Genomic DNA, 25549 nt, shown 5'->3' with positions numbered 1-25549 from the left:
TCAACAGCTGAACTGGGACAGCGAGGGAGTGGGTTCAAAAGCAGCTGCGCTGGTAGACTTATCCACAGTTGCTGGTAACAAAATCAGCAATCCGCCCTGGGTCAAATTTCAATCGGCAGGGTGGGTCAATTTTCCATCAGCGCCAACAGGTCGTTGGACAGGATGATGTCCAGATTGGGAACCTGGGTACGGGAGATAACCCTGTCTGCGTCCACAATGTTGTGGACGAGTAGGTCGTAGACACCGCCAGGGGCTGTGTATGTGAGTTCGAAGTAGCTTGAAAGGGTTGGCTGACTGGTATCGAGATCAATCAGCAGGGTGCGCAGGCCGGCGTCGGCGGATAACGCGCCTAGGTTGGACGAACCGGTAGTTTTGCCGGTACCGCCTTTTGTCGAAAGGGTAGCTGTAACTTGCATGACACTCGCCTCGTTTGATGGATCAAACGAGAACTCGGGTGTATGCAGCGAGTGCGGTATGTGGACTGATGCAACGAATTACAAGTCAGTTGCTCTACCAGCTGAGCTATACCGGCTAGGTGGGGGCGCCATTATATCCATTCGTCGGCCTTAGTAAAGCCACCTTCGTGCCGGGTTTTTCCGGGCTCGGCTATCAGCTGCTTCTGGCTTATGCACAAAGAGAAGGCGCATGCGACTGTCGCGCACCGGCGCTGTGCGTCAGATCACTATTTTTCGCAAGTTATTGTTTTTGCTAAGACTTAGCGGGTTGAGCGAAAAATGATCAGATGCCTGCGAGGCAATTCCCGAGTGGCTTTGCAGCATTTGCCCAGAAAGGATCAACAGAGTTATCCACAGCTTCTGTGTGCAACTCAGTCGCGCTCGGCCAGTAGCAGCAGGTTGCGCGGGCTCAGTTGGTAATTGCAGAAGGTGCCTAGCTTCACGTGGTAGCCCTGTTCCTCCAGATAGAGGGCGCGGTCGAGCAGTAGCCAGAGTTCCAGTGGCCGGCGGAACAGATTGCGCAACAACTCCAGATTGCGCACTTCGGCCAGGCGTTGCCAGCCGCGAGCTTCCAATGCCGGCCAGTCCTGCTCACCGGGCAACGGCACGTCGCGCAGCTTGGCGAGGTCATGACAGAAGCTGGCGAAAGGTTTGCTGAACCAGTCGCTAGGCAGCGATGGTGTTGGCAGATATTCATCGATGCCACGTAGCTGGCGTTGCAGCAGGTCGAAAGCCAGGCGCCAGGCCATCGATTGATTGCGTTGTCTGCGCACGCGAGCACCGGCGGTGACGGTTTCGCTCAGTGGCAGGCCGAGATCGTCACGTGATAGCTGCAGGCTTGAGCCCTGCGCCGCTGCTGACAGCGGCTGGTACTGCATGCCGGCGATACGGTTGTAGCAGCAGGGCGCGACCGCCAATTGGGTGCAGCCTTTGCGACTGGCCAGTTGCAGCAGGCGCACGTGCAGGTCGCCGCAGGCGTGCAGGGCCACGGGCGTGTGCTCTTTGTGCAGGCATTCGCTGCAATCATCGGCCAGTACATCCTGCTGTAGATGGGCGGCAGCCAATCCCAGGCGCTTGCTCAGTGCGCTACCGGACTCGATCAGTGCCGGATCGTATTCCAGGCAGGTCAGATGCTGGTCACCCTGAGTCAGCCAGCGACCGAGGTGGCCTTTGCCGGAGCACCAGTCGAGCCAGTGTGCGGGGCGCTGGCGAAACTGCAGGTGACTGGCGAAGGCCTGGATCTGCGCCAGCTTTCTGCCGGGTACATCGACGCTGAAGGTGTGCGCACGCGGGGGACTGTCCTGGCTTGGAGTCTCGCCCAGCTGGCTAAGCGCTTGCGCTCGGTGGGCCAGCGCAGGAAAGGGTGCTGGTGCAGAGAGGGCGAAGGGGCTGTTGTCGCCGGCCTCGGCCTGCTCCAGGGAGCGGCTGCGTAGCCAGGCGGCTAACTCTGGCAGCTCGCTTTCCCATGGCAGTTGCAGGTAATGAAACGGCCGAGGGCGCCAGAGTGCCTGATGCTGCAGAAGAAAACTGTCCAGGGCCTGGAAGCGAGCGAGCAGATCGCCTGAGGTAAGAATGGGCTCGGACATGGTGCGTATGCGTCTGGTTGAGCCGGGCGGCCCACATCAAGAGGGCTGCCCGGTTGGCTTAGCGACCCTGGCAGGCGTCGACGCGTAGCCAGCGTTCGAGCAGGCGGAAGGCCTGTACCAGCACGAAGGTTATCGCCAGGTAGAACATCGCAGCGGCGAAGAAGATCTCCACTGGCAAATAGGTGCGAGCGATGATGGTCCGGGCCATACCGGTCAGCTCCAGCAGCGTCACCGTGCTGGCCAGGGCGCTGGCTTTGAGCATCAGGATCACTTCGTTGCTGTACGCCGGCAAGCCGATGCGAGCAGCGCGTGGCAGGATGATGTAGAGCATCGCCTGTGGTCGCGACATACCCAGCGCTCGTGCCGCTTCGATCTCGCCGGGAGGTACGGCCTGAATGGCGCCGCGCAGGATCTCGGCAATATAGGCGGCGGTATGCAGCGTCATGGTCAATACCGCGCACCAGTACGGGTCGCGCAGATAGGGCCAGAGTGGGCCCTGGCGCACGGCATCGAACTGGGCCAGGCCGTAATAGATCAGGAACAGCTGCACCAGCAGCGGCGTGCCGCGGAAGAAGAAAATGTAGCCATAGGGCAGGGCGCGCACATACCAGTGCTTGGATGCGCGGGCGATGCCCATCGGCAGCGCGAGGATGAGCCCGGCGACGACAGCGATGGCCACCAGTTCGAGGGTCAGCAGCGCGCCTTCGGACAGGCGTGGCAGCCATTTGATAATAACTTCCCAATTCATGAGGCGCTCCGGACGAAGCCGCGGCTGGCGCGCTTTTCAAGGAAGTGCATGCCGATCATGGCGAGAACGGTCAGGCCCAGATAGATGAAGGCGGCGACCATGTAGAAGGTGAAAGGCTCTTTGCTGGCGGTCACGGCGATCTGCGACCGGCGCATGATCTCTTCCAGGCCAATTACCGACACCAGCGCGGTGTCCTTCATCAGAATCATGAACAGGTTACCCAGGCCGGGTAGGGCGATGCGCCACATCTGCGGCAGGATCAGCTTCCAGAGAATGCGACCCTTGGACATACCGAGCGCCTGGCCGGCTTCGCGGTGGCCCTTGGGGATAGCCAGGATGGCGCCGCGGAACACTTCGGTGGCGTAGGCGCCGAAGCACAGGCCGAGGGCGATGGTACCCGCAGCGAAGGCGGAGAGCTCCAGGCTCTCGACACCAAGCAGATCGGCCAGGCTGCGCATCAGGCCGACCGTGCCGAAATAGATCAGCAGTACCCAGAGCAGTTCGGGGATGCCCCGCACCAGGGTGGAATAGCTGCCGCCGAGCCACTGCAACGGCTTGTACGGCGAAGTCTTGGCCAGCGCACCGAGCAGGCCGAGCACCAGACCTACAGCCAGCGCGGATAGCGCCAGTTTGATGGTCATCAGGGTGCCGGCGGCCAGGGCGGGGCCGAATCCGTGGAGATCAAAAATCATCGGAGGGCTCGGGCAACTGCGCCGCCCAATGGGCGGCGCGGTGCCTTCAGGTCATCAGTAGATGCTGAACGGGAAGTACTTGTCGTTGATCTGCTTGTAGGTGCCGTCTTCGACGATGGCTTGCAGAGCGGCGTTCAGCTTCTCGCGCAGTGGGTCGCCCTTGCGTACGGCGATACCGATCTTGTCGTTGTCGAATACAGGGTCGCCCTTGAATTCGAACTCTTTGCCGGCATCGCTCTTGAGCCATTCCCAGTTGACGAAGGTGTCGGCCAGAACGCCATCGAGACGGCCCGAGGCCAGGTCGAGGTAGGCGTTTTCCTGAGTGTCATACAGCTTGATGTCGACCACCTTGCCCATGTTGTCTTCCAGCCAGGTGCCGGCGATGGTAGCGCGCTGGGCGCCGATTACCTTGCCTTTGAGGCTGGCGGCATCGGTCTTGAAGTCAGCCGACTTCGGTGCGATGAACTGCAGTTTGTTGGTGTAGTAGGGCTCGGTGAAGTCGACCGCGGCCTGACGCTCTTCGGTGATCGACATCGAGGCGATCAGGAAGTCGAACTTCTTGGCGTTCAGAGCCGGGATGATGCCATCCCAGTCAGAGGTGACCACTTCGCACTCTGCCTGCATCTTGGCGCACAGTGCCTGGCCGATTTCGATATCGAAACCAGTGACCTTGCCGCTAGCGTCGATCAGGTTGAAGGGCGGGTAGGCGCCTTCGGTGCCGAGTTTCAGTTTGTCAGCTGCGACAGCGCTGGTGCCGAAAGCCAGAGTAGCGGCTGCGGCCAGCAGGATCTTCTTATAGTTCTGCATGCATGTTGCTCCGTGTTAGCGATTGCTGGACATGAATTGTTTACAGCGTGCCGAGTTCGGGTTGTCGAACACCTGGGCGGGTGGCCCCTGTTCCTCGACCAGGCCCTGGTGGAGGAACACCACCTCGCTGGAAACCTGGCGAGCGAAACTCATTTCATGGGTCACCAGCAGCATGGTGCGACCCTCATCGGCAAGCGCGCGAATCACATTAAGCACTTCTTGTACCATCTCCGGGTCGAGGGCAGAAGTTGGCTCGTCGAACAGGATTACCTTCGGCTGCATGGCCAGGGTGCGAGCGATGGCCGCGCGCTGCTGCTGGCCGCCGGAAAGCTGGTTGGGATAAACATGGCGTTTGTCGGCGATGCCGACCTTGGCCAGCAGCGCCTCGGCGATCTCGATGGCTTCGGCCTTGCTCTGGCCGAGCACGCGGCGCGGCGCCTCGATGATGTTGTCGAGCACGCTCATGTGCGGCCACAGATTGAAATTCTGGAAGACGAACCCGATCTCGCTGCGCAGGCGGTTGATCTGCTTGTTGTCGGCAGCAACCAGATCGCCATTCTTCGCGGCCTTGAGCTTGAGCTCCTCGCCGGCGACGAAAATCTGACCCTGATGCGGGTTTTCCAGCAGGTTGATGCAGCGCAGGAAGGTGGACTTGCCGGAACCGGAGGAGCCGAGAATCGAGATAACGTCGCCGTCTTTGGCCGTCAGGGAAATACCCTTGAGCACTTCGAGATCGCCGTAGCGTTTGTGCAGGTTGCGGATTTCCAGCGCGGGCGTCGCCTCGGCCATGGGGTGGGGTCCTCTTCTTCTTCGAATGCGCTCCGGCGTACGGCGGGCCGTCCTGGCTGGCGGCCAAGCTAGCATAGCGTTTCCGTGACCGCCAAGCCGTTTGCCGGGCGATAGAGGCTCGCTGGGTCGCAGGTGTCGCCTGGTTACAGTTGCTTGTCGCGCAGGCGAAATAATGGCACGAGAAAATTGCCGGAGACAGAAAGCAAAAAGCCCCAGCGCATGGCTGAGGCTCTTTGTCATATATCAATGGTGCCAGGGACGGAATCGAACCGCTACCTGAAAGCCTTGTTTCTATTGGCTTTCAATGGTTTGGTGGTTCGCGCATGCCCCTAAACATGCCCCTAAAACTCAAGGTGCCCATCTTTTGGGCGCCTTTGATTGCCTGTACTTCTCAGCACATGCCAGCTCAGGGCGCGCATGGTAAGCGCCGATATGCGTGGGGGCAAGTCCGCTTTGTCAGGAGACAATGCGGTCGATCCTGATGCCAAGCTTCTGCATCGTCCTGACTGTATCGGCCATGGCCTGTGCCTCGATGCGTGATAGCTGTTCGATACGCCGGGCAAAGGTTTTTTGGTGCATGCCCTTGGGGCGGCGTATGTACTCGGCAGGGTAGTCGAATGGCCCGGCATCGCAGCCCAGTTTATGGCGCAGCGTCCACACGCGATCCATGGCGCGATCCCGCTTGCTAGCCTGCTGGCTTGGGTAGTTCAGGCGCATGCAGTGACGGCAGATAAACACGGCGCCGCCATATAGCTTTGCCACGCGCCGGGCGCAGTTCGGGCAATGCAACCACGGGCGTTCCCCGCCCAGGTGGCAGGGTGTCCAGCCAATCGCCACCGGGTAGTCATGCTGGATCGGGTCGCCGCCACGGCTGCGGCTCTGATAGCGCAGGCGCAGGCTATGCCGGCTTTCGATGGTTATGCCGATGCTCGCCACCTTTTCGCCCCGTCGCCACCATGCCCACTCAAGGGATCTACCAGGCTGCAAGCGGCTTTCGCGCTGCAAGGTGCTGATGCTCAGGGTGCGGTAATCGGTGGTGCTGTCTTTTTCGCGTGTTCTGGCCATTGAATCGAACCTAAATCAATTGGAAAACAGGCGGTTTAATCATGCTCGGTTGTGCGGGCCATGCCGGGTGCGTGCGAATCAATGCAGCCACCTGGCGCGGGTGGTTGGTGTGCTGCTCGCGCAGGTCGTGCCGGTCGATAAAGCCCTGCGCCAGCAGATAACCTGGCTCGCACTCCAGGTAACGGGCCACGCTCGATAGCCAGCGGATAACGTCCACCGTTGGCGGGTAGTGCTGGGCGCTCACTTCGGCAAACAGTTCGTCACGGTGCTGGCGCACGAACTGGCGCACGTTGTCGGTGATACGTTCGCGCGGGCGCAAGCGCAGGTGCTCACCATGAATTTCGACGGCCAGGCCGGCACGGTGCAGATAGTCCAGGGCTGCCATGGCTAAAAGTCCTCGTGGTCGTCGCTGGGTGTTTCGGCTGCCGCTAGGGGTGTTTTATCCGCAACAACGCCACAGGCCGCGCCATTGCTTGCTTGCGGCCTTTCGCAAGGCGCAACAGTGGCCGGATGTGTTGCGCTTGCAAATGGCCTGAAAGCCGCGTCATTGCTGGATTGTGGCGGTGTTGCGGTTGCGTTGGGGGTATCGCCGGACAAGTAGCGCTCGAAAGCTTCGGTGAACTGCTCCAGGCGGTAGCCCTTGGGCGTTCTGATGCCAATTCGCACGGTGCTGGACTTGATGCCAAATTCCGCCAGGCGCTTGGCCAGTTGGTGCGAAGTCATCGGGCGGCCACGGTTCCAGGTGGCCCAGGGCGATTCGTCGTCTTCGGCCAGCGCTTCCAATAGATCGGCGGTCGATAGCCGGTCTGCGTGGCGTTGCTCGAATGCCTCGCGTATCGAGGTCAGCAGTTCGGCGCCGATGCTCGGGGCTTCTTCTTCCAGGCCGTGCAGCACGATGGCAGCCGAGCGAGCCAGGCGAGGCCAGTCGCCACCGGCCACTTCGGCCACGGCTAGCAGCGGTTCCCAGCAGTCGTTAGCGCGGTCGTTCAGGCCGTCGATTTCTGCGGGCCTGGCATGGCGTACCCGTTCGCGGTTGTCGATAGCGAAGCGGGCTAGCTGGCTGACCAGCCGCGCGAATGCCTGCGGGTCGGCATGGCGGATTTTGACGCTTCGCTCTCCGGTCTTTTTGCGGCGCAGGCGTAAGGGAATGCTGCGATCTGCCAGGGTGTCGGCAATCTTGCCGATGCCGCAAAGCGCCTTGGCGCCCCATACGTTGAAGCGGGTGGGCATGTGTTCATCGCCCACGCAGCGAATTACATAGGCGGTGTCACGGGTAAAGCCGGCATTGAGGATGCCCCGCGCTTCGTCGTGCTCAGCTAGAAAAGCGTCCACCTCGTCGATTAGCAGCGTTGGTTGCCATAGCTCCAAGGCGCGGAACAATGCAGCCGGGGCGATGTTGGACACGGCAAGCGGTCGGTAGCTCAAGCGCGCCAGCACGCCAAGCAACACGGTTTTGCCACAGCGCTTTTCCGGGGCGGTGATATTGGCAATGGGCGCCACGTTTACCACATCGGCAAACCAGGTAAAGGCCGCCCAGAGTGCAGCCGCGTGCAGGGTTGCCGGGTCGGCAATTACATGACGTTTGATGTTGTGCGCCAGTTCATCCAGCAGGCTGGCGCCGTCCACTGGGTCGGGCCATAGCGTCACCTCGGGAAAGATGGCGCTTTCGTGGTGGGTGTGCAGAGCGTCCGCCTGGCTGGTCAGGCTGTCCAGTTCGGCTAGGCTGACCGTGCGCGCCTCCTTGGCGTGGTGCCTGATACGTGCCCAGCGTGCGGGGTCACTGCTTCTGACTTCGCGCAGCAGCGCCAGAATATCCGGCTCGAACAGGGCGCCGGGGTCATCCTTGAGTCTGGCCAATGCCGTATTGATCGGGTCGGCTACCAGGCTCGGGGTGGGCACCAGAGGGCTGTCAGTCGTGGCGGTCATTGCGCAGCTTTCCAGTTCGCCAGGTCGTTGAAGTCGGATAGGTGCAGCGGTTCGGCACCTGACCACGGCGGCATTACCAGGCCACAGCCAAGGCTTGCTGCTGCCAGGGTGGCGGCGGTGCGGCCTGGGTTGCCCTCGGTCTGGCGGTCGTCGTCGCCGGCAATGATCAACACGGCGTCAGGGTGCTGGCGCTGCAAGCGTTGCGCAGCGGGTAGCAGGTTGCCGGCGTTCATCGCGCAGGCCACGGCGGCGCCTGTTGCAGCATGCAGGCTTGCGCCCGTGGCCCAGCCTTCGCAGATGTACAGCGGCTGACCGCTGGCGATCTCGCCTATGGGGGCATGGCAGCCGCGCACCTGGCCACCCGGCAAAAAGCGTTTGCCGCCGTCTGGGTAGATGCGTTGCAGGTTGACCATGCGGCTATCGCACAGCAGCGGCACCAACAAGGCGCCCCCATGCTGACGCAGGCCATAAGGCGCAACAGCCTTGCCGCGTAGATAGGCATGGCCGGGGTCGGCAGCCTTTGCCGCTTGCCAGATGCGCTGGGCACGTTCGGTTGCTGCCTGCTGGCGCTGTTGTTGCTCTCTGGCGCGTTGCTGGCGGGCCTGTTCGATGCGCTGGGCGATCAATTGCGCCTCGAGCGGGCCGGCAGGCGTGCGGCTGCTCCAGGTCTGCGAGCCGCCAGCCTTCCAACTGCCAAACACGCCAGAGGCGATGCCATCGGCAAATAGCAGATACCAGCCGTTTAGGGTGCCCGGCTTGTCGCCAGGCACACGGAAGCGGTGAATCATACCGTCAGGTATCGGCGCCCAATCCAGTGGCCCGAAAGCCGCCTGTAAGGCGTGGCGAAACTGGCTTATACAGTCCATCGCAGCACCTCCAGTGAGGACAAAAACAGCAATTCAGCGCCAGCCGGTTGCAGCGCCAGCAGCATTGCGCGGGCTTTTTCCAGGCAAGCCGAACCCGTTGCCGCCATGTGGCAGCGTTGAAAATCAGCCATGGTTTATTCCCCGGTCTGGGTCAGGTAGTACAGCGCGATGCCGTGGTGGGTACGGCCTTGGTCATCGGTCATGCTGATGCGCTGGGCGCGGATGGGATGGCCGCGCTCTTTCAGTTCCTTGATACGGGCTGCCGGGTGGAGCACGTTCAAATCACTGCGAGCTGTCAGCGTGTCGATTGGGCCGAGTTCCAGGCGTGCGAGTAGGCGAGCGCGTTGGGCGTTGGCGCTGCTGTGTTGAATGGTTGCGTTCATTGCACGGCCTCCCGTTGGGCGGCCAGTGCATCGCACCACGCCAGCACTTCGGCTTCGAGCCAGGCCACAGACTTGGGGCCAAGCGTAATCTGCGTGGGGAAGGTGCCAGCGGCAATGCGCCGATAAATTTCGGAAGTGGAAAGGCTGGTGTAGTCCTTTACTTTTGCCAACTTAATGAATCGGTGGGAGGAAGAATAAGGATTGGTTTTAACAGCCATCGCATGTGCCTCCTTAGGGCTTGTTGGGAGCGATGGCTAAAGCGTGCCGTCCGAGTTATCCACAGAACAGGTAACCCCTTTCACTAAACGGGTTACCTGTTCTAGCTGCTATGAGCTTTGGGTGAGCTACAAAACCCATGAGCTGTGGGCTGCAAGGGGTTACCCCTTTCTTTCGGAGGAAGACACGGCTCCCCCTTTTTTCCGGCTTTCTGGTGTCAATAGCAGGCGGAAAACCTTAAGTTTGAACTCCGATGGCTCACAGCCTTCCTGGGCTTTAAGCCATCGGCGAATATGCTCTCCTGTTCCACGGCGAGAATTGGCCATGATGGGTTGGCTTCCGCTCCCTGTTAGCTCTTTCCAGCATTCAATTACTTGCCGGCCAACGGGAGGAGATTCAGGATTTAGAGGATTTATAAACTCCAGTAGGCCAAGGCTGGACTCAAGTTGCTGCTCCATGTAGGCAAAATCTGCGGACTTGTCGTCTAGTCGCCGTTGGAGATCATTCTTTTGATTAATCAGCTCTAGATACTGCTCACGACTAACCTTGAGTTCAGCATCTCTCGCCTGTAAAAGCGTTTCCGCACGGATTGCTCTTTCTTCGGCAGCCTGCCGCGCAATTGCTTCTCTGCCTGCTGCTTCTTGTGCTTTCCTTTGACTGTTTTGTTGCCCAAGCATGAGGCGCAGATTTTCTAGAGCATCGCTTGTCAGTGGTGGCGGTTGCTCAGAATTTAAGGAACTACTGTTTACTCTCTGGGCAGTAGCCACTACTTGATTGGCTGTCGCCTCACTCACCAAGGCAGTTAAGCCAAGGCTTTCTCGGGCATGCACTATGCGGCGCTGTAGCCATTCCTGATTAACGAGAACCCTACACGACTCAACCGTACATTCCGGTGTTTCAAACAGCACAGGGACATACTTACCGGTAGCCGCTCGGAAGTAGCTGGAGATATCTCTGTAGGTGATTGGACGTGAGTCGTGTTGATTGGCTGATGCGGCGTACCGAATAGTGTCGGTATTGAACTCAGATTCAGGGATGGCTACTGACGAAAGCTGGAGAGCTATTTCCTCGAGTAGCCGAACGTCCTGCAGTTTCAGTGACCGGCAGGCCATCTCCAAAGTCACGAATTTATTTCTTGGTTCCATGCCTTCGCCTCGGCTAGAGCCTCAGCGAACCGACATAGCTAGCGGATGGGGTGTCCGGTTTCGCTCTGTCGGGCTAGGCCAGTCCAATAATCAATGTGTATAAGCATACAGTGATGGCGCGAGTATAGTGGCCATTGGTTGGGACGTGTAGGGAAAGTTTATGCTGTGCGCTTGATGCTCACCACGTTGGCACCAGCGCATAGCGCGTCTATCGAATCAGCCCACGCCTGCATCATTTCCCGGCGCTGCTCCAAGTAGGTGGCGTGGTTATAGGTGTCGCGTATTTCGTCGGCGTCACCGTGGGCTAGCTGGCGTTCGATCCAGTCGCGGTTATAGCCGCGTCCGTTCAGTTCGGTGCTTAGCAGGTGGCGGAAGCCGTGGCCGGTCTGGCGCCCTTCGTAACCCATCAGGCGCAATGCCTTGTTGATGGTGTTTTCGCTCATGGGGCGTTCGGCGTTCTGCTGGCCGGGGAATAGCAGCGGGTAGGCGCCGGTTATTTCCTGTAGCTGGCGCAGGATAGCCACGGCCTGGCGGGGTAGGGGCACCACATGCGGGCGACGGGCTTTCATGCGCTGCTTGGGAATCGTCCAGGTGGCCGAATCAAGGTCAAATTCAGCCCAGGGCGCGGCGCGTAGCTCGCCGGGGCGAACAGCGGTCAGCAGCAGCAGGCGAATGGCGCAGCGGGTCAGGGTATTGATTCTGGCGGCATCAAGCTTGCCCAGCAGTTCGGGCAGTTCGGCAAAGCTGACGTGGGGATGATGGCGTGGGGCTTTTGCTGGCGCGGCTACCACGTCCAGGTCGGTGGCCGGGTTGTTGTCCACTGCGCCACTAGCCAGGCCGTAGCGAAATATCTGGTGCAGCCATTGGCGAATCTTGCCAGCGGCATTGAGCGTGCCCCGTGCTTCCACCTTGCGCACCAGCTCCACTAGTTCGGGGCGTGTAATGGCTTTGACCGGGCGCGCACCGATGCCGGGTATCAGGTCGTTGTCCAGATACAGCTTGGCCTTGTAGGCGGTGCTTTCGGCCCAGCGCGGGGCGTTATAGGCGTACCACTCGCGGGCCAGTTTCTCGAATGTGGTTTCTGCGGCCTGCTGGGCCTGTTTATCGGCCTTTTTCTGAGCGCCGGGGTCTACACCTTTGGCGAGCTGTTCGCGGGCCTCTGTGCGGCGCTGGCGCGCTTGCTGTAGGGGCACGGCAGGATATGCCCCCAAGGCGAGGCGTTTTTCTTTGTCGGCATAGCGGTATTTCAAGCGCCACAGCTTGGAGCCGCCGGGCATGACTTCCAGGTACAGCCCCTGGCCATCGGTGAGCTTATAGGGCTTGTCTTGCGGTTTGGCGGCCTTGATGGCCGAATCGGTCAATGGCGTGACTTTGCGGGGCATTGGGGCACCTTCGTAGGGGCATGATTCATGACCGAACCGGCGATGCCCCCAACAATGCCCCCAAAACTTTGGGCTTACAAGGGTGGGGTAGGGAATTGCAGGCAATAAAAAACCGGCTCAGAGGCCGGTTTTTCGGGGCTTTCAGGCGGTTTAGGCATTGCCTGAAAACTAAAGATGGTGCCCAGGGACGGAATCGAACCGCCGACACGGGGATTTTCAATCCCCTGCTCTACCAACTGAGCTACCTGGGCCAACGGGGCGCTATTAGACGGATTTGAAGGATCAGTGTCAAGCGCAGGTTTGAAAAATATTTAATTATTTCGGGCGCTTAGGTTCGTAAGTGGGAAAAGCGGGGTGGGCGAGCCGGGTGCTGCATGTGCAGTAATGCAGTGGTTGTCGCGGCTAAAGCCCCTCCCGCAGGTGTCGTCACTCGCTCGGCGGTACGTAGCCTTCGGCCTGGGCGTATTCCTCGCCGGAGAGGAACTTGTCCATCTCGGCCTGGAGGAACTTGCGGTCCTCGGCGTTCATCATGTTCAGACGGCGCTCGTTGATCAGCATGGTCTGGTGCTTCTGCCATTCGTCCCAGGCCTGCTTGGAAACGTTGGTGAAGATGTCTTCGCCTTTGGGACCAGGGTAGGGCGCGCGATCCAGGCCGGGCAGTTCCTGTTTGTATTTGCGGCACTGTACGGTGCGGGTCATGTCGGTTCTCCAGCTGTAATGGCTTGCGCCGCGCGTTTCAGCAGTTTCTTCACCGGGGCGGCGAGGCCCAGGCGCGGCGGGGTGGCGAGGTTATACCAGAGCCAGTCGGCCTCGGCCACGCGGCCCGGCTGTTCGGTTGCCTTGATCAGCCAGGGTTCGATGGACAGTTGGAAGTGGCTGAAAGTGTGGGTCAGGCCTTCCAGTTCGCGGCGTTCGCCCAGTGCCAGGTGTTGCTGCTGGGAGAGGTCGTTGAGCTGATCGAGGTCGTCCAGCTCCGGTAGGCTCCACAGCCCGCCCCACAGCCCGGTCGAAGGGCGGCGATAGAGCAGGATGTCACCAGCAGCGTTGACCAGCAGCGGCATCAGGGTGCGTTTCTGCGGGAGTGTCTTGCGCGGCTTGGAAACCGGGTAGCGGATTTCCAGGCCGAGCAGATGGGCCTGACAGCCGCTGCGCACCGGGCACAGCAGGCAGGTGGGTTTGCTGCGGGTGCAGAGGGTAGCGCCGAGGTCCATCATCGCCTGGGTGTAGTGGTTGACCCGCTCGTGCGGGGTATAGCGTTCGGCCACGTCCCACAATTGCTTGGCCACTTTCGGTTCGCCGGGATAGCCCTCTTGTGCCACGTAGCGCGCCAGTACGCGCTTGACGTTGCCGTCGAGGATCGGCGCGCGTACGCCCATGCTCAGGCTGGCGATGGCGCCGGCGGTGGAGCGGCCGATACCGGGCAGTTCGCTGAGCGCCTCGACGCTGCGCGGGAACTCGCCACCGTGCTCGCGCATGACGATCTGCGCGGTCTTCTGCAGGTTGCGCGCGCGGGTGTAGTAACCCAGGCCCGTCCACAGGTGCAGCACTTCGTCTTCCGGCGCTTCGGCCAGGTCTTTCACGGTCGGCAAAGCGGCCATGAAGCGATCGAAGTAGCCGAGCACGGTGCTGACCTGGGTCTGCTGCAGCATGATCTCCGACACCCAGACGCGATACGGCGTGATGTTCTGCTGCCAGGGCAGATCCTTGCGCCCGTGCTGGTCGTACCAGGCCAGCACGGCGCCGTTGAACTGCTCGGGGCTCATCGGTTGAACAGGCCCTTGAGTGCGTCTTTCAGATCCGGACTGACCTTGTCGCCGAGTTTCTCTTCCAGCTTCTCGGTCAGCTTGTTGCCGGCCAGGCGTGCGGCGATCTTGCCGAGGCCGTCCTGATCCAGGCGGCAGGCCTTGGCGCCGAGCTCCAGCGGGCCGCGGCAGCGCAGCGGCCATTCGATGCCGACGTAGCGCTCGTTAACCTGGCAGGCTGGGTCAGGCATTTCGCGCTGGTCACCTTCCAGGGCGATGCCGACCTTATAGTCGAGGCCGAGCACGCGCAGGTCGAGATCGCCGTTGCCGCTGACTGCCAGGCCCGGCACCTGGGCCTTGAGGTCCGGGTTGTGGGCGACGCCATCGCGCACGCTGAGGCTGCCCTTGAGTTCGCGGAAGGGCGTGTCCTTGCCGGTTGGCGGGTTGCTCAAGCTCTTGCGATTGAGGGTGGCGATGCCGCGGCACAACTGCTGCTCGAGGTTGGCGTCGACCAGCACGCCATCATTGAGGACGAAGCTGGCGTTGCCATTGAGCGCTTCGATCCAGGCCTTCTGGCTGTTGCCGCGCGTGTTGAACTTGGCGTCCAGATCGAGCTGGCCTTTGATCGGCGAGGGTTGATCATCCTTCTTCAGCAATGGCTCCAGCGGCATGCGGCTGAGGCGTTGTTCCAGGCTGAGCATTGGCTCGGCCTGGCGCACGTCGATACGGCCGTTGCCGACGAAGCTGCCACCTTGCAGTTTGCCGCGCGCCTCTTCCACCGTGATCAGTCCGCCGCGGCCATTGGCCTTGAGATTGACGTCGCTGAGCTGATGCTTGTCGTAGGTGAGCTGGGCGAGGCTGAGCGCCAGTTGCAGATCGAGCTTGCGCAACTGATCCACCGGCAGCACTTTCTCGTCGCTCCAGGCCTGCTGGGTGGGTTTGTTGGGCAGTGGGGTAGAGCCATCCTTGCCGGCGCCGGCGATGCTGTCCTTGACCTCGGCCTTGCGTGCAGCAGCGGCGCTGTCCTGGGTTTTGGGTGGCAGGTAGCGGTTCAGATCAAGCTTGTCGCCTTTGAGATCGGCGCGCAGAGCCTGCTTGGCGAAGTCGCTCACGCCGAGTTTGCCGGTGAAGGTGCTGCCGTCGAGCTTGAGGTTGAGCTCTTCGAACATCATGCCCTTGCTCGAACCGTTCAGGCGGCTGACCAGCTCGAACTGGTTGAGAGCGTCGCCAGCCTGCATGGCCGGCAATTCGACGCCGACACCTTCGAGGAATTCGCGCAGGTTGAGCGAGGCAATAGACAGGCCGCCGGAGATCTTGGCGCCCTTGTCCAGCTCGCGTGCCTTGATTTCGCCGAGGGCGCGCAATTGGTTGGCCGATAGCTTCAGCCCGTTCCATTCGGCGATATTGGCTGCCTGGTCGAGCAGCAACTGGCCTTGGGCGGAGAAGTTGAGGGTCTTGCCTTTGAGCGGTTCCCCCGAGGCTTCGCCAGCCAGTTTGAGGTCTTCGAACTGGTAGCGCTTGAGCGCGCGATCAAAGCGCAGTTGGCCTTCAACCTCGCTGCGTGCGCGCAGTACTGGCTGGTTGGTGCCGAAGAAGGCGCTGAGCTTGACCGGGATGCTGGCGCCTTCGCGGATGGCGCCGGTTTTCAGCTCGATATTCTCGACGGTGAATTGCTGGCCCTTTTGGGCATCGCTGTAGTCGATACGCGAGTTGCTCAGGGTCAGGCTGTCGATATCCAGCTTGACCGGCTGGCCGGCCGGTTTGTCACTCGGCTGGCTCGGCGGCGTTTCTTCGCTCGGCGCCGGCTCGCTGGGTGTTTGCTGTGGCGCGCTGGCCTGAGCGGGGCGACCGACGCCTTCCCAGTTGCCATGGCCTTTGTCGTCACGCTGCAGATTGAGATTGAGGCCGTCGACGCGAATGTCGCTCATCTGCACTTCCTTGCGCAGCAGCGGCATCACGCGCACTGACAGGCCGATCATGCGCAGGTCGGCGAAGGGCTTGTCCGGGGTGTCGGCGCTGGCCAGGGTGGCGTCGGTCAGTTCCAGGCCCAGCCAGGGGAACAGGCTCCAGCCGATGTCGCCTCTGAGCTGCAGATCGAGGTTGGCCTTGTCGTGAGCGATCTGGCGGATCTCGTCCTTGTAGTCGTTGGGGTCGAACAGATGAGTCAGGGCGAACAGCAACGCCACTACGATCAGCAGCAAGCCGAGAAAGAAAAGGCCCAGGATCTTGCCTAGCGCTTTCATGGACGGGTCCTTGGTTTCGAGAGCTGGAATGGCGGTGTGCAGAAGACTGCCGATTATAGCGTCATGCCGCTATGCCCAGGCGCCTGCTTGAGGCGTTGAACGGGGATCGACTCGAGCTTGGATCGGAATAGGTTCGAGCGGTTCCCCGCAGCTGCGCCGTGCCGCGGATTGGCAGTGGTATCGACGCCATCTATCACGCAATAGATGAGGTCTTTTTAGTTTTTGCGTAAAAAGCAAAAAATCTGCATAAATTGATAAAAATTGACTTCTTGCGCGGCGATTTGTCGCGCCCCGGTGCTACTCTCCGCAAGCTTTTACCTCGGCGAGTCTATGCGATTGCCCTTGCTTGCTCGTAACCATAAGAAGAGACCTACTCTATGACTGACGCCTTTGTATTGGACGGCGATGTGGCGAAGCCTGCATTTCTGTCCAAGGAGCGCATCATCGCGCGCCCCGGTTTCAACCGTTGGTTGGTTCCGCCAGCCGCTCTCGCCATTCACCTGTGTATCGGCATGGCCTACGGCTTCTCGGTATTCTGGTTGCCGCTGTCGAAGGCGGTCGGTATCACCGCTGCCACGGCCTGTGCCCCGGAAATGGGCTTCTTCGAGCAGATTATCGCCAGCAACTGCGACTGGCAGATCTCCATGCTCGGCTGGATCTACACCCTGTTCTTCGTTTTCCTCGGCTGCTCGGCTGCCATCTGGGGTGGCTGGCTGGAGCACGCTGGCCCGCGCAAGGCTGGTGTGGTTTCCGCGCTGTGCTGGTGCGGCGGTCTGCTGATTTCCGCGCTGGGTATCTATACCCATCAGATCTGGCTGCTATGGCTGGGCTCGGGGGTAATCGGTGGTATCGGCTTGGGCCTGGGCTACATCTCGCCAGTGTCGACCCTGATCAAGTGGTTCCCGGACAAGCGTGGCATGGCCACCGGTATGGCGATCATGGGCTTCGGTGGTGGTGCGATGGTCGGTGCGCCGCTGGCGGCAATCCTGATGAATCACTTCGCCTCGGCTGAAGGCGTTGGCGTGTGGCAGAGCTTCGTGGTCATGGCGGTGATCTACTTCATCTTCATGATGGGCGGCGCACTGTCCTACCGCGTACCGCCGACCGGCTGGAAGCCGGCAGGCTGGACCGCGCCGGCAGCCAAGGCCAACAACGCAATGATCACCAAGGGTCACGTGCACGTTAATACCGCGTGGAAGACTCCGCAGTTCTGGCTGGTCTGGGCTGTTCTGTGCCTGAACGTGTCGGCCGGTATCGGCATCATCGGCATGGCCTCGCCGCTGCTGCAGGAAGTCTTCGCCGGCAAGCTGATCGGTATCGACCTGGCATTCAACGAGTTGAACGCCGCGCAACTGGCCGAGATCGCCGCGATTGCCGCCGGCTTCACTGGTCTGCTCAGCCTGTTCAACATCGGCGGCCGCTTCTTCTGGGCCTCCTGCTCGGACTTCATCGGCCGCAAGGGCACCTACTTCGTGTTCTTCGGCCTGGGCTTCGCGCTCTACGCCGCGGTGCCGATGCTGGGTCACCTGGGCAGCCTGGCGCTGTTCGTCTTGGCGTTCTGCATCATCCTGTCGATGTACGGCGGTGGTTTCGCCACCGTACCGGCCTACCTGGCCGACCTGTTCGGCACGCAGATGGTCGGTGCGATCCACGGTCGCCTGCTGACCGCCTGGGCGGTGGCTGGTGTGCTCGGTCCGGTGCTGGTCAACTACTTGCGCGAGTACCAACTGAGCATCGGTGTGGAGAAGGCCGCGGCCTACGACATCACCCTATACATCCTCGCCGGTTTGCTGGTGCTGGGCTTCATCTGCAACGCCCTGGTACGCCCGGTGGCGCCGAAGTACTTCATGACCGAGGCCGAGCTGGCCGCCGAGCGCGCCCATGGCGAGAAATCGGCACCGGCAGCGAGCGAGCTGGAGTGGTCGGCTGACCCGTCGAGCAAGCCGGTGGCAGTCGCTGCCTGGCTGGTGGTGGGCATTCCGCTAGCTTGGGGTGTGTGGATCACCCTGCAGAAGACCGTCGTGCTGTTCCAGTAACGTCGTGCTTGTGAAAAGCCCGTGCAGGCCTGGCGCCTGCGCGGGCTTTTTCGTTTCTGCCCGTCCGACCATCGCCGGTAGCCGTTGCCGCCCCGGCACGCCTATAATGCTGGCCTTTTTCCGTTAGTAATTCGTGGAGCTGGTGATGGCCGAACGTACGGCATTCGTCGAGCGCAACACCCTGGAGACCCAGGTCAAGGTCTCGATCAACCTGGATGGCACCGGTAAGGCGCGTTTCGATATTGGTGTGCCCTTTCTCGAGCACATGCTCGACCAGATCGCCCGTCATGGTCTGATCGACCTCGATATCGAGTGCAAGGGCGATCTGCATATCGACGACCACCACACCGTCGAGGACGTCGGTATTACCCTCGGCCAGGCTTTTACCAAGGCCATTGGCGACAAGAAGGGCATGACCCGTTACGGCCATTCCTACGTGCCGCTGGACGAAGCGCTGTCGCGCGTGGTGATCGACTTCTCCGGGCGTCCGGGCCTGCAGATGCACGTGCCGTTCACCCGTGCGGTGGTCGGTAACTTCGATGTCGACCTGTTCCAGGAATTCTTCCAGGGCTTCGTCAACCACGCCCTGGTCAGCCTGCACATCGACAACCTGCGTGGGCACAACACCCACCACCAGATCGAGACCGTGTTCAAGGCCTTCGGCCGCGCGCTGCGCATGGCCGTGGAACTGGACCCGCGCATGGCCGGGCAGATGCCGTCGACCAAGGGCTGTCTGTAAATGCAGACGGTAGCCGTAATCGACTATGGCATGGGCAACCTGCACTCGGTGGCCAAGGCGCTGGAGCACGTTGGCGCCGGCCGCGTGCTGGTGACCTCGGACGCCAAGGTGATTCGCGAGGCCGACCGCGTGGTGTTCCCCGGTGTCGGTGCGATCCGCGACTGCATGGCCGAGATCAAGCGCCTGGGCTTCGACGAACTGGTGCGTGAAGTCAGCGCAGATCGTCCGTTCCTCGGTATCTGCGTCGGTATGCAGGCGCTGCTCGAGCACAGCGAGGAGAACGACGGCGTCGATTGCATCGGTCTGTTCCCCGGCCAGGTACGCTTCTTCGGCAAGGACCTGACCGAGGATGGCGAGCGTCTGAAGGTGCCGCACATGGGCTGGAACGAAGTGGCGCAGGCGGTCAAGCATCCGCTCTGGCACGACATTCCCGACCACGCGCGCTTCTACTTCGTGCACAGCTATTACATCGAGGCCGGCAAGCCGCAGCAGGTGGTCGGTCGCGGCCACTACGGCAAGGACTTCGCCGCGGCGCTGGCCGAGGGCTCGCGCTTCGCCGTGCAGTTCCACCCGGAGAAGAGCCATACCCATGGCTTGCAGTTGCTGCAGAACTTCGCCGCCTGGGATGGGCGCTGGTAATGGCCCGCAGCAAGGTCCCCAGTCTCGCGCTCGAGCCTGCCCAGGAGCAGGCCGCGTTGCTGATGCTGCAGCGCTTTCTCGATGAGCGTTTCGAGCTGCAGCTGGGCACCTTCGAAGTGCAGGAAGTCCTCGACCAGATCACCCGCGAGCTGGCGCCGCACTATTACAACAAGGCGATTCTCGACGTGCAGGCGCACCTGAAGGACAGGTTCGAAAGCATCGAGAGCGACCTCTGGGCGCTCGAGAAGAGCTGAGCGCCTTACCGAATTCAAACTTGAGCAGGTTCAACCGATGCTGATTATCCCCGCTATCGATCTCAAGGACGGCGCTTGCGTGCGTCTGCGTCAGGGCCGTATGGAAGACTCCACGGTGTTCTCCGATGATCCGGTGAGCATGGCCGCCAAGTGGGTCGAGGGCGGTTGCCGCCGTCTGCACCTGGTCGACCTCAACGGCGCCTTCGAAGGTCAGCCGGTCAACGGTGAAGTGGTCACCGCCATCGCCAAGCGCTACCCGACCCTGCCGATCCAGATCGGCGGCGGCATCCGTACCCTGGAGACCATCGAGCACTACGTGCGCGCGGGCGTCAGCTACGTGATCATCGGCACCAAGGCCGTCAAAGAGCCCGAGTTCGTCGCCGAGGCGTGCAAGGCCTTCCCTGGCAAGGTGATCGTCGGCCTGGATGCCAAGGACGGTTTCGTCGCCACCGACGGCTGGGCGGAAGTGTCCAGCGTGCAGGCGACCGACCTGGCCAAGCGCTTCGGGGCTGACGGTGTATCCGCCATCGTTTATACCGACATCGCCAAAGACGGCATGATGCAGGGCTGCAACGTCGAAGCGACCGCCGCGCTGGCTGCCGCCAGCCGCATCCCTGTGATCGCTTCCGGTGGTATCCACAACCTCGGCGATATCGAGAAGCTGCTGCTGGCGCGTTCGCCCGGCATCATCGGCGCCATCACCGGCCGTGCCATCTACGAAGGCACCCTGGATGTGGCCGAGGCGCAGGCCTTCTGCGACAACTTCAAGGGTTAAGCACGCTCTGAAGCCCTCGCTAAGCGAGCGAGCCGCTTCAGACGCAAGGCGCGTGGCGCGCAGCGACGAGACAGTACTGTAGTACGGCGAGGAGCGAGCGCCACGCAACGCCGCGGATGTGCGGCGCAGCCGGTTAGAGAGGGTTTCAGCATGGCATTGGCCAAACGCATCATTCCTTGCCTGGACGTGGACAACGGCCGCGTGGTCAAGGGCGTCAAGTTCGAGAACATCCGCGATGCCGGTGACCCGGTGGAAATCGCTCGTCGCTACGATGAGCAGGGTGCCGACGAGATCACCTTCCTCGATATCACCGCCAGCGTCGATGGCCGTGACACCACCCTGCACACCGTCGAGCGCATGGCCAGCCAGGTATTCATCCCGCTGACCGTTGGTGGCGGCGTGCGCACCGTGCAGGACATTCGCAATCTGCTCAATGCCGGTGCCGACAAGGTGTCGATCAACACTGCCGCCGTATTCAACCCTGAGTTCGTCGGTGAAGCCGCTGCACGTTTCGGCTCGCAGTGCATCGTCGTCGCCATCGACGCCAAGCGTGTTTCCGCGCCGGGCGAGCCGGGCCGCTGGGAAATCTTCACCCATGGCGGGCGCAAACCGACCGGCCTGGATGCCGTGATGTGGGCGCGCAAGATGGAAGAGCTGGGCGCCGGTGAGATCCTGCTCACCAGCATGGATCAGGATGGCGTCAAGAGCGGCTACGACCTGGGCGTGACCCGCGCCATCAGCGAGGCCGTGCGCGTGCCGGTGATCGCCTCCGGCGGCGTCGGCAACCTGCAGCACCTGGCCGATGGCATCCTCGAAGGCAAGGCCGATGCCGTGCTGGCCGCAAGCATCTTCCATTTCGGCGAGTACACCGTGCCGGAAGCCAAGGCCTACCTGGCCAGTCGCGGCATCGTGGTGCGCTGATCGCTAGGCGCTCGGGCTGCAAGCGGCTCTGAGCGCCCCGTATCGCCCGAATGACGCTGCTTTCGGGCAAAGCTGCGGGCGAGTCGACGGCAAAGTGCCAGCGATCTGGCTACCATTGACTTCACATCCCTGAATCCTTGGCTCCCGCGATTGCGGAGGGTCATCTTTTGCTGAGCATTTTCGACACGGAGTCTGCATGTTCCTTCTTCGATTCGTGACCATCCTGGCCCTCACCTGCGGTCTGAGCCTTGCGCGCGCAGAGTCGCTGGTACTGCTTACAGAGAACCTGCCGCCGTTCAACATGTCGGTTGGTGGCAACAACTTCGCGCGTGACGACAACGTTACCGGTATCAGTGCCGATATCCTGCGCGCCGTCTGCGAGCGAGCCGAAGTCGATTGCAAACTGATCCTGCGTTTCCCCTGGCAGCGCGTTTACCAGCAGACCCTGGATGATGCCGGCTATGGCCTGTTCTCGACGGCGCGCACGGCCGAGCGTGAAAAGCTGTTCAAGTGGGTCGGGCCGATCGCGAGCAACGATTGGGTGCTGTTCGCCAAGAGTGACAGCGCCATCCAGTTGGGCTCGCTGGAGGATGCCCGGCGTTACCGCATTGGTGGCTACAAGGGCGATGCCAAGACTCGTTTTTTGCTCGACAAGGGCATAGAGGTGCAAACGGCGCTGCGTGATACCGAGAACGTGCGCAAGCTGGAGCGCGGGCAGATCGATCTGTGGGTCACTTCTGATCAGGCGGGGCGTTTCGTCGCGCGCCAGGAAGGCGTGGAGAACCTCAAGATGGTGCAGAAGCTGCACACTGCCGATCTCTACCTGGCGCTCAACCTGCAGACCTCTGACGAGCTGGTGCAGAAGTTGCAAAGTGCACTGGATTCGCTGCGAGCCGAGGGTGCGCTGAAGAATATCGAGGCGCGCTACTGAGGCAAACTGCCAGTAATCGCTGGGCCGGGGAGGGCACGGCGGTTATCCTGATGCGGTCTGCCTTTTCACAGAAAGAGAAATACCATGTTCAAACGTCTGCTGACCGCGTTCGCTGGCACCCTTATGGTGCTCGCTGGTGCGGTGCGCGCCGAAGTGGACCCGAACTACACCGTGGTCCTGCTGACCGAGAACTTCCCGCCCTACAACATGGCGATCAACGGTAAGAACTTCGCTCAGGAAGACAATATCGATGGCATTGCCGCGGATGTGGTCAGAGAGATGTTCAAGCGTGCCGGGGTCAAGTACAACCTGACCCTGCGTTTCCCCTGGGATCGCATCTACAAGCTGGCGCTGGAAAAACCGGGTTATGGCGTATTCGTTACCGCGCGCCTGCCGGAGCGTGAGCAACTGTTCAAATGGGTTGGCCCTATCGGTCCTGACGACTGGGTACTGCTGGCCAAGGCTGATAGCTCGATCAATCTGACCAGTCTGGATGAGGCCAAGCAGTATCGCATCGGTGCCTATAAAGGCGATGCCATCTCCGAATACCTGACCGACAAGGGCGTGGAGCACAGCACCTCGTTGCGTGACCAGGAAAATGCACGCAAGCTGGTGGCCGGGCAAATCGACCTCTGGGCCACGGGCGACCCTGCCGGCCGCTACCTGGCCAAGCAAGAGGGTGTCTCCGGTCTGCGCACCGTGTTGCGCTTCGACAGCGCCGAGCTGTACCTGACGCTGAACAAGGAAATGCCTGACGAGATCGTCGCCAAGTTGCAGGCGGCGCTGGATCAGATGCGCAGCGAAGGCTTCGTCGACGCGACGCTGAACAACTACCTGTAAGCACCGAACACGCGACCGGCCCCGAGCCGGTCGCTTGCCATGGATGGCAGAGCCACTGAGTGCCAATGATCGGGCTCGGGCCCATGCAAGGATGTCGCTAGCCATAACCAAAATCATGCGAGCGGTACGTCTTATGCTGAATACTCTGAAGAAAAGCCTGTTTGTCGCCTTGTTCATGCTCTGCGGTTCCGCGCACGCGGAGTTGCCGCAGGATTACAAGGTGGTGCTGCTGACCGAGAATTTCCCGCCCTTCAACATGGCGGTGGACGACAAGAACTTCGCCCGTGACGACGGCATCGATGGCATCAGCGCCGACATCGTGCGTGAGATGTTCAAGCGTGCCGGCATTGGCTACACCCTGACCCTGCGTTTCCCCTGGGACCGCCTGTATCGCCTGACGCTGGACAAACCCAACTACGGCCTGTTCTCCACCACCTACACCGAGGAGCGCAAGCCGCTGTTCAAGTGGGTTGGCCCGCTGGCCAAGACCGGCTGGGTGTTGCTCGCTGCGCCGGGCAACGACATCAAGGTGTCGAGTCTGCAGGACGCGGCCAAGTATCGTATCGGTGCCTACAAGAACGATGCCGTCAGCCAGAACCTGGAGAGCCAGGGCCTGGCGCCGATCAACGCCCTGCGTGATCAGGAGAACGTGAAGAAGCTGGTGCGTGGGCAAATCGACCTGTGGGCCACTACCGACCCGGTTGGCCGTTATCTGGCCAAGCAGGAGGACGTCACCGGCCTCAATACCGTGCTGCGTTTCAGGGAGGCCGAGCTGTATCTGGCGCTGAACAAGGACACCCCGGACGAGGTGGTCGAGCGTCTGCAGAAGGCCTTGGACGAGCTGCGCAGCGAAGGCTTCATCGACGATATTACCGAGAACTATCTGTAACCTCTGTGGCTCTAGAGCTCCGACCCTGGCATCGGGCTCGGTGCGCATGGCGCACCCTACGGGGTGTGTAAGTCGCCGCAAAGCGCGTTGACATGAAAAAGCCCGGACAGTTGTCCGGGCTTTTTCGTATTGCCGTATCGCCTCAGTTGCCGCGTGTGACGCTCAGCCCCTTGAGCAGGTTCAGCGCCTGGCTCAACTGGTAGTCGTCGTCCTGCGGGCGCTCGGCGCGAGCTCCCTGTGCGGCCTTGCTCGGACGGTCGGCGCCGCCGTTGCCATTGCCCAGGTGGCCCTGCAGATCGGCTTCCTTGATGCCTTCACTGTCCTGCTCGCGGGTGAGCTTGGCGCGCGCCACTTCGATGTCAGGGATGATGCCCTGAGCCTGGATCGAGCGGCCGTTGGGAGTGAAGTACAGCGCCGTGGTGAGCTTCAGGGCGCGGTCGTTGTTCAGCGGTAGCACGGTCTGTACCGAACCCTTGCCGAAGCTGTCGGTGCCCATCAGTACCGCGCGCTTGTGATCCTGCAGTGCACCAGCGACGATCTCCGACGCCGAGGCGCTGCCGCCGTTGATCAGCACCACCAGCGGTACGCCTTCGCTGGCATCGGCCGGGTCGGCGTTGAAGCGCAGTTCGGAATTGGCCAGGCGGCCTTCGGTGTAGACGATCAGGCCGCTCTTGAGGAAGTGGTCGGTCACTTCCACCGCTGCCTGCAGCACACCGCCCGGGTTGTTGCGCAGGTCCATGACCAGGCCGCGCAGCTTCTTGTTGCCGTTTTCCTGGCGCAGTTTGGTCAGCGCCTTGCCCACTTCCTCGCCGGTGTTGACCTGGAATTGCGAGATGCGCAGATAGCCGTAGCCGTCTTCGAGCATCTGGCTCTTCACGCTGCGCACCTTGATCACCGCACGGGTCAGGGTCAGCTCGAACGGGCGACCGCCGTCACGCACCAGAGTCAGCTCGATCTTGCTGCCGGCCTTGCCGCGCATCTTGTCCACGGCTTCCATCATCGACAGGCCCTTGGTCGGCTGGCCGTCGATCTTGACGATCAGGTCGCCAGGCTGGATGCCAGCTTTCGAGGCTGGCGTGTCGTCGATGGGTGAAACCACCTTGACGAAGCCGTCCTCCATGCCGACCTCGATGCCCAGGCCGCCGAATTCACCGCTGGTGCTTTCCTGCAGCTCGGCGAAGGCTTCCGGCTCGAGGTAGGCCGAATGCGGGTCGAGGTTGCTGAGCATGCCCTTGATGGCATTTTCCAGCAGGGTCTTGTCGCTGACTGGCTCGACGTAAGCGGCCTTGATGCGGTCCATCACCTCGGCGAAGGTACGCAGATCATCCAGCGGCAGAGGGGCCTTGCCGCTCACCGCCGGTGCTGGCGCGGGGGCTGGCTCGGCGGCGTGCAGGGCTGGAGCGCCGAGCAGCAGCCCGAGGGCCAGGGCCAGGCAGGTGGGGCGGAAGCGATGAGACATGAAGACAACTCCTAGGTAAAT

Annotated in this window: 27 protein-coding genes, 1 tRNA gene and 1 pseudogene; 9 read left to right on the top strand and 20 right to left on the bottom strand. The window is 61.5% G+C overall.

The window, feature by feature from the left end:
• Positions 1 to 146: 146 nt before the first annotated feature.
• From EGJ86_RS14655 to EGJ86_RS14570, 19 genes and pseudogenes are all read right to left on the bottom strand, one after another.
• A pseudogene (locus EGJ86_RS14655) lies at positions 147 to 416 on the bottom strand (ParA family protein); the annotation flags it as partial.
• A gap of 410 nt (positions 417 to 826) precedes the next feature.
• On the bottom strand, positions 827 to 2041 hold the full coding sequence (locus tag EGJ86_RS14650) for a methyltransferase (protein ID WP_125835594.1): 1215 nt from the start codon (positions 2039 to 2041) through the stop codon (positions 827 to 829).
• 58 nt (positions 2042 to 2099) lie between these two features.
• Positions 2100 to 2789 (bottom strand): ABC transporter permease, encoded by a 690-nt coding sequence (locus tag EGJ86_RS14645; RefSeq protein WP_106733388.1) that lies wholly within the window; start codon positions 2787 to 2789, stop codon positions 2100 to 2102.
• On the bottom strand, positions 2786 to 3481 hold the full coding sequence (locus EGJ86_RS14640; protein WP_099526040.1) for an ABC transporter permease: 696 nt from the start codon (positions 3479 to 3481) through the stop codon (positions 2786 to 2788). The genes EGJ86_RS14645 and EGJ86_RS14640 overlap by 4 nt, the downstream gene beginning before the upstream one ends.
• 54 nt (positions 3482 to 3535) lie before the next feature.
• Entirely contained in the window at positions 3536 to 4288 is a 753-nt protein-coding gene (locus EGJ86_RS14635) for an ABC transporter substrate-binding protein (protein ID WP_099526039.1), read from the bottom strand.
• Positions 4289 to 4303: 15 nt separating this feature from the next.
• Positions 4304 to 5077: an ABC transporter ATP-binding protein gene (locus tag EGJ86_RS14630; RefSeq protein ID WP_099526038.1), complete on the bottom strand. Its 774-nt coding sequence runs from the start codon at positions 5075 to 5077 to the stop codon at positions 4304 to 4306.
• A gap of 456 nt (positions 5078 to 5533) precedes the next feature.
• Positions 5534 to 6142, bottom strand: coding sequence for a hypothetical protein (locus EGJ86_RS25345; RefSeq protein ID WP_122983568.1), 609 nt, complete (start codon positions 6140 to 6142; stop codon positions 5534 to 5536).
• 10 nt (positions 6143 to 6152) lie between these two features.
• Complete coding sequence (locus tag EGJ86_RS14620) at positions 6153 to 6527, bottom strand: hypothetical protein (protein ID WP_064495053.1); 375 nt, start codon at positions 6525 to 6527, stop codon at positions 6153 to 6155.
• Positions 6528 to 6529: 2 nt separating this feature from the next.
• The gene (locus EGJ86_RS14615; protein WP_064495054.1) at positions 6530 to 8068 is read right to left on the bottom strand and encodes a DUF3631 domain-containing protein; all 1539 of its coding nucleotides are present in this window, start codon (positions 8066 to 8068) and stop codon (positions 6530 to 6532) included.
• Entirely contained in the window at positions 8065 to 8934 is an 870-nt protein-coding gene (locus EGJ86_RS14610; RefSeq protein WP_064495055.1) for a toprim domain-containing protein, read from the bottom strand. Before EGJ86_RS14610 ends, EGJ86_RS14615 begins: the two co-directional genes overlap by 4 nt.
• Positions 8922 to 9065: a hypothetical protein gene (locus EGJ86_RS24985; RefSeq protein WP_158620904.1), complete on the bottom strand. Its 144-nt coding sequence runs from the start codon at positions 9063 to 9065 to the stop codon at positions 8922 to 8924. Before EGJ86_RS24985 ends, EGJ86_RS14610 begins: the two co-directional genes overlap by 13 nt.
• A gap of 3 nt (positions 9066 to 9068) precedes the next feature.
• Complete coding sequence (locus EGJ86_RS14605) at positions 9069 to 9317, bottom strand: helix-turn-helix domain-containing protein (protein ID WP_064495056.1); 249 nt, start codon at positions 9315 to 9317, stop codon at positions 9069 to 9071.
• Positions 9314 to 9535, bottom strand: coding sequence for an AlpA family transcriptional regulator (locus tag EGJ86_RS14600; protein WP_064495057.1), 222 nt, complete (start codon positions 9533 to 9535; stop codon positions 9314 to 9316). Before EGJ86_RS14600 ends, EGJ86_RS14605 begins: the two co-directional genes overlap by 4 nt.
• Before the next feature lie 159 nt (positions 9536 to 9694).
• Positions 9695 to 10678 carry a PspA/IM30 family protein gene (locus tag EGJ86_RS14595; RefSeq protein ID WP_125835593.1) on the bottom strand — a complete coding sequence of 328 codons (984 nt, stop codon included), beginning with the start codon at positions 10676 to 10678 and terminating at the stop codon, positions 9695 to 9697.
• A 158-nt stretch (positions 10679 to 10836) separates the two neighbouring features.
• Positions 10837 to 12060 carry an integrase arm-type DNA-binding domain-containing protein gene (locus EGJ86_RS14590; RefSeq protein ID WP_125835592.1) on the bottom strand — a complete coding sequence of 408 codons (1224 nt, stop codon included), beginning with the start codon at positions 12058 to 12060 and terminating at the stop codon, positions 10837 to 10839.
• Between the two features lie 175 nt (positions 12061 to 12235).
• Positions 12236 to 12311 (bottom strand) — tRNA-Phe (locus EGJ86_RS14585).
• A 175-nt stretch (positions 12312 to 12486) separates the two neighbouring features.
• A complete protein-coding gene (locus EGJ86_RS14580) occupies positions 12487 to 12759 on the bottom strand; it encodes an oxidative damage protection protein (RefSeq protein WP_021490485.1) in 273 nt (90 codons plus the stop codon).
• Positions 12756 to 13823, bottom strand: a complete 1068-nt coding sequence (gene mutY, locus EGJ86_RS14575) for an A/G-specific adenine glycosylase (RefSeq protein WP_125835591.1) — start codon at positions 13821 to 13823, stop codon at positions 12756 to 12758. Before mutY ends, EGJ86_RS14580 begins: the two co-directional genes overlap by 4 nt.
• Positions 13820 to 16045: an AsmA family protein gene (locus tag EGJ86_RS14570; RefSeq protein WP_125835590.1), complete on the bottom strand. Its 2226-nt coding sequence runs from the start codon at positions 16043 to 16045 to the stop codon at positions 13820 to 13822. The genes mutY and EGJ86_RS14570 overlap by 4 nt, the downstream gene beginning before the upstream one ends.
• Before the next feature lie 377 nt (positions 16046 to 16422).
• Here EGJ86_RS14570 and EGJ86_RS14565 point away from each other — a divergent pair, with 377 nt between their 5' ends.
• From EGJ86_RS14565 to EGJ86_RS14525, 9 genes are all read left to right on the top strand, one after another.
• The gene (locus EGJ86_RS14565; protein WP_125835589.1) at positions 16423 to 18081 is read left to right on the top strand and encodes an OFA family MFS transporter; all 1659 of its coding nucleotides are present in this window, start codon (positions 16423 to 16425) and stop codon (positions 18079 to 18081) included.
• 145 nt (positions 18082 to 18226) lie between these two features.
• On the top strand, positions 18227 to 18820 hold the full coding sequence (hisB, locus tag EGJ86_RS14560) for an imidazoleglycerol-phosphate dehydratase HisB (protein WP_017675949.1): 594 nt from the start codon (positions 18227 to 18229) through the stop codon (positions 18818 to 18820).
• Positions 18821 to 19459 (top strand): imidazole glycerol phosphate synthase subunit HisH, encoded by a 639-nt coding sequence (hisH, locus tag EGJ86_RS14555; protein ID WP_125835588.1) that lies wholly within the window; start codon positions 18821 to 18823, stop codon positions 19457 to 19459.
• A complete protein-coding gene (locus EGJ86_RS14550) occupies positions 19459 to 19713 on the top strand; it encodes a DUF2164 domain-containing protein (protein ID WP_003464166.1) in 255 nt (84 codons plus the stop codon). The genes hisH and EGJ86_RS14550 overlap by 1 nt, the downstream gene beginning before the upstream one ends.
• A gap of 37 nt (positions 19714 to 19750) precedes the next feature.
• Positions 19751 to 20488, top strand: coding sequence for a 1-(5-phosphoribosyl)-5-[(5-phosphoribosylamino)methylideneamino]imidazole-4-carboxamide isomerase (gene hisA, locus EGJ86_RS14545; RefSeq protein WP_125835587.1), 738 nt, complete (start codon positions 19751 to 19753; stop codon positions 20486 to 20488).
• A gap of 150 nt (positions 20489 to 20638) precedes the next feature.
• Positions 20639 to 21409 (top strand): imidazole glycerol phosphate synthase subunit HisF, encoded by a 771-nt coding sequence (hisF, locus tag EGJ86_RS14540; RefSeq protein WP_106733382.1) that lies wholly within the window; start codon positions 20639 to 20641, stop codon positions 21407 to 21409.
• Positions 21410 to 21605: 196 nt separating this feature from the next.
• The gene (locus tag EGJ86_RS14535) at positions 21606 to 22340 is read left to right on the top strand and encodes an ABC transporter substrate-binding protein (RefSeq protein WP_125835586.1); all 735 of its coding nucleotides are present in this window, start codon (positions 21606 to 21608) and stop codon (positions 22338 to 22340) included.
• Positions 22341 to 22424: 84 nt separating this feature from the next.
• A complete protein-coding gene (locus tag EGJ86_RS14530) occupies positions 22425 to 23180 on the top strand; it encodes an ABC transporter substrate-binding protein (RefSeq protein WP_125835585.1) in 756 nt (251 codons plus the stop codon).
• 133 nt (positions 23181 to 23313) lie between these two features.
• A complete protein-coding gene (locus EGJ86_RS14525; RefSeq protein ID WP_106733379.1) occupies positions 23314 to 24069 on the top strand; it encodes an ABC transporter substrate-binding protein in 756 nt (251 codons plus the stop codon).
• A gap of 142 nt (positions 24070 to 24211) precedes the next feature.
• On the opposite strand, the gene EGJ86_RS14520 is transcribed toward EGJ86_RS14525, so the two are convergent.
• Positions 24212 to 25528, bottom strand: a complete 1317-nt coding sequence (locus EGJ86_RS14520; RefSeq protein WP_125835584.1) for a S41 family peptidase — start codon at positions 25526 to 25528, stop codon at positions 24212 to 24214.
• Between the last annotated feature and the right edge of the window lie 21 nt (positions 25529 to 25549).

It is taken from the genome of Pseudomonas sp. o96-267, from assembly GCF_003935465.1.
Taxonomy (GTDB): domain Bacteria; phylum Pseudomonadota; class Gammaproteobacteria; order Pseudomonadales; family Pseudomonadaceae; genus Aquipseudomonas; species Aquipseudomonas sediminis.
This window is presented reverse-complemented; position numbering and strand designations above follow the sequence as displayed.

Excerpts from the sequence above, each read along its gene's own strand:
- EGJ86_RS14610 (WP_064495055.1), bottom strand. The coding sequence starts at position 8,934 with ATGGACTGTATAAGCCAGTTTCGCCACGCCTTACAGGCGGCTTTCGGG.
- EGJ86_RS14565 (WP_125835589.1), top strand. The coding sequence starts at position 16,423 with ATGACTGACGCCTTTGTATTGGACGGCGATGTGGCGAAGCCTGCATTT.
- EGJ86_RS14550 (WP_003464166.1), top strand. The coding sequence starts at position 19,459 with ATGGCCCGCAGCAAGGTCCCCAGTCTCGCGCTCGAGCCTGCCCAGGAG.
- EGJ86_RS14520 (WP_125835584.1), bottom strand. The coding sequence starts at position 25,528 with ATGTCTCATCGCTTCCGCCCCACCTGCCTGGCCCTGGCCCTCGGGCTG.
- EGJ86_RS14590 (WP_125835592.1), bottom strand. The coding sequence starts at position 12,060 with ATGCCCCGCAAAGTCACGCCATTGACCGATTCGGCCATCAAGGCCGCC.
- hisH (WP_125835588.1), top strand. The coding sequence starts at position 18,821 with ATGCAGACGGTAGCCGTAATCGACTATGGCATGGGCAACCTGCACTCG.
- EGJ86_RS24985 (WP_158620904.1), bottom strand. The coding sequence starts at position 9,065 with ATGGCTGATTTTCAACGCTGCCACATGGCGGCAACGGGTTCGGCTTGC.
- hisB (WP_017675949.1), top strand. The coding sequence starts at position 18,227 with ATGGCCGAACGTACGGCATTCGTCGAGCGCAACACCCTGGAGACCCAG.
- EGJ86_RS14640 (WP_099526040.1), bottom strand. The coding sequence starts at position 3,481 with ATGATTTTTGATCTCCACGGATTCGGCCCCGCCCTGGCCGCCGGCACC.
- EGJ86_RS14615 (WP_064495054.1), bottom strand. The coding sequence starts at position 8,068 with ATGACCGCCACGACTGACAGCCCTCTGGTGCCCACCCCGAGCCTGGTA.
- EGJ86_RS14580 (WP_021490485.1), bottom strand. The coding sequence starts at position 12,759 with ATGACCCGCACCGTACAGTGCCGCAAATACAAACAGGAACTGCCCGGC.
- EGJ86_RS14570 (WP_125835590.1), bottom strand. The coding sequence starts at position 16,045 with ATGAAAGCGCTAGGCAAGATCCTGGGCCTTTTCTTTCTCGGCTTGCTG.
- EGJ86_RS14525 (WP_106733379.1), top strand. The coding sequence starts at position 23,314 with ATGCTGAATACTCTGAAGAAAAGCCTGTTTGTCGCCTTGTTCATGCTC.
- hisA (WP_125835587.1), top strand. The coding sequence starts at position 19,751 with ATGCTGATTATCCCCGCTATCGATCTCAAGGACGGCGCTTGCGTGCGT.
- EGJ86_RS14595 (WP_125835593.1), bottom strand. The coding sequence starts at position 10,678 with ATGGAACCAAGAAATAAATTCGTGACTTTGGAGATGGCCTGCCGGTCA.
- EGJ86_RS14650 (WP_125835594.1), bottom strand. The coding sequence starts at position 2,041 with ATGTCCGAGCCCATTCTTACCTCAGGCGATCTGCTCGCTCGCTTCCAG.
- EGJ86_RS14600 (WP_064495057.1), bottom strand. The coding sequence starts at position 9,535 with ATGGCTGTTAAAACCAATCCTTATTCTTCCTCCCACCGATTCATTAAG.
- EGJ86_RS14530 (WP_125835585.1), top strand. The coding sequence starts at position 22,425 with ATGTTCAAACGTCTGCTGACCGCGTTCGCTGGCACCCTTATGGTGCTC.
- EGJ86_RS14535 (WP_125835586.1), top strand. The coding sequence starts at position 21,606 with ATGTTCCTTCTTCGATTCGTGACCATCCTGGCCCTCACCTGCGGTCTG.
- EGJ86_RS14645 (WP_106733388.1), bottom strand. The coding sequence starts at position 2,789 with ATGAATTGGGAAGTTATTATCAAATGGCTGCCACGCCTGTCCGAAGGC.
- EGJ86_RS25345 (WP_122983568.1), bottom strand. The coding sequence starts at position 6,142 with ATGGCCAGAACACGCGAAAAAGACAGCACCACCGATTACCGCACCCTG.
- EGJ86_RS14630 (WP_099526038.1), bottom strand. The coding sequence starts at position 5,077 with ATGGCCGAGGCGACGCCCGCGCTGGAAATCCGCAACCTGCACAAACGC.
- EGJ86_RS14605 (WP_064495056.1), bottom strand. The coding sequence starts at position 9,317 with ATGAACGCAACCATTCAACACAGCAGCGCCAACGCCCAACGCGCTCGC.
- EGJ86_RS14620 (WP_064495053.1), bottom strand. The coding sequence starts at position 6,527 with ATGGCAGCCCTGGACTATCTGCACCGTGCCGGCCTGGCCGTCGAAATT.
- mutY (WP_125835591.1), bottom strand. The coding sequence starts at position 13,823 with ATGAGCCCCGAGCAGTTCAACGGCGCCGTGCTGGCCTGGTACGACCAG.
- hisF (WP_106733382.1), top strand. The coding sequence starts at position 20,639 with ATGGCATTGGCCAAACGCATCATTCCTTGCCTGGACGTGGACAACGGC.
- EGJ86_RS14635 (WP_099526039.1), bottom strand. The coding sequence starts at position 4,288 with ATGCAGAACTATAAGAAGATCCTGCTGGCCGCAGCCGCTACTCTGGCT.